The organism is Amycolatopsis kentuckyensis, assembly GCF_002155975.1.
Classification (GTDB): domain Bacteria; phylum Actinomycetota; class Actinomycetes; order Mycobacteriales; family Pseudonocardiaceae; genus Amycolatopsis; species Amycolatopsis kentuckyensis.
Window position 1 is genome coordinate 1,002 of sequence record NZ_MUMI01000852.1, and the last position, 204, is coordinate 1,205.

The 204-nt window shown below is 74.0% G+C and carries 1 pseudogene; it reads right to left on the reverse strand.

The features are described 5' to 3' along the window. Positions 1-204, reverse strand: a pseudogene (locus CCN39_RS52465) (ArgP/LysG family DNA-binding transcriptional regulator); the annotation flags it as partial.

The following is a 204-nucleotide window of genomic DNA, read 5'->3' on the forward strand; positions in this document are numbered from 1 at the left end:
GCAGCGCGCCGGTGACCCACCGCGCCACGAACTCCGGATGGGCCAGCGGCAGGTAGCGCAGGGCGCCGAGCGGGCGCACGGAGCAGCCTTGCACCGGGGCGGCCGACGACGTCACCGCGGCCATCACCCGGCCCTCCCGCAGCAACGTGGTGGTGTGTTCCTGGTCCTCGCGGTGCAGTTCGAAGCAGATCGGCGGGTCGGCGA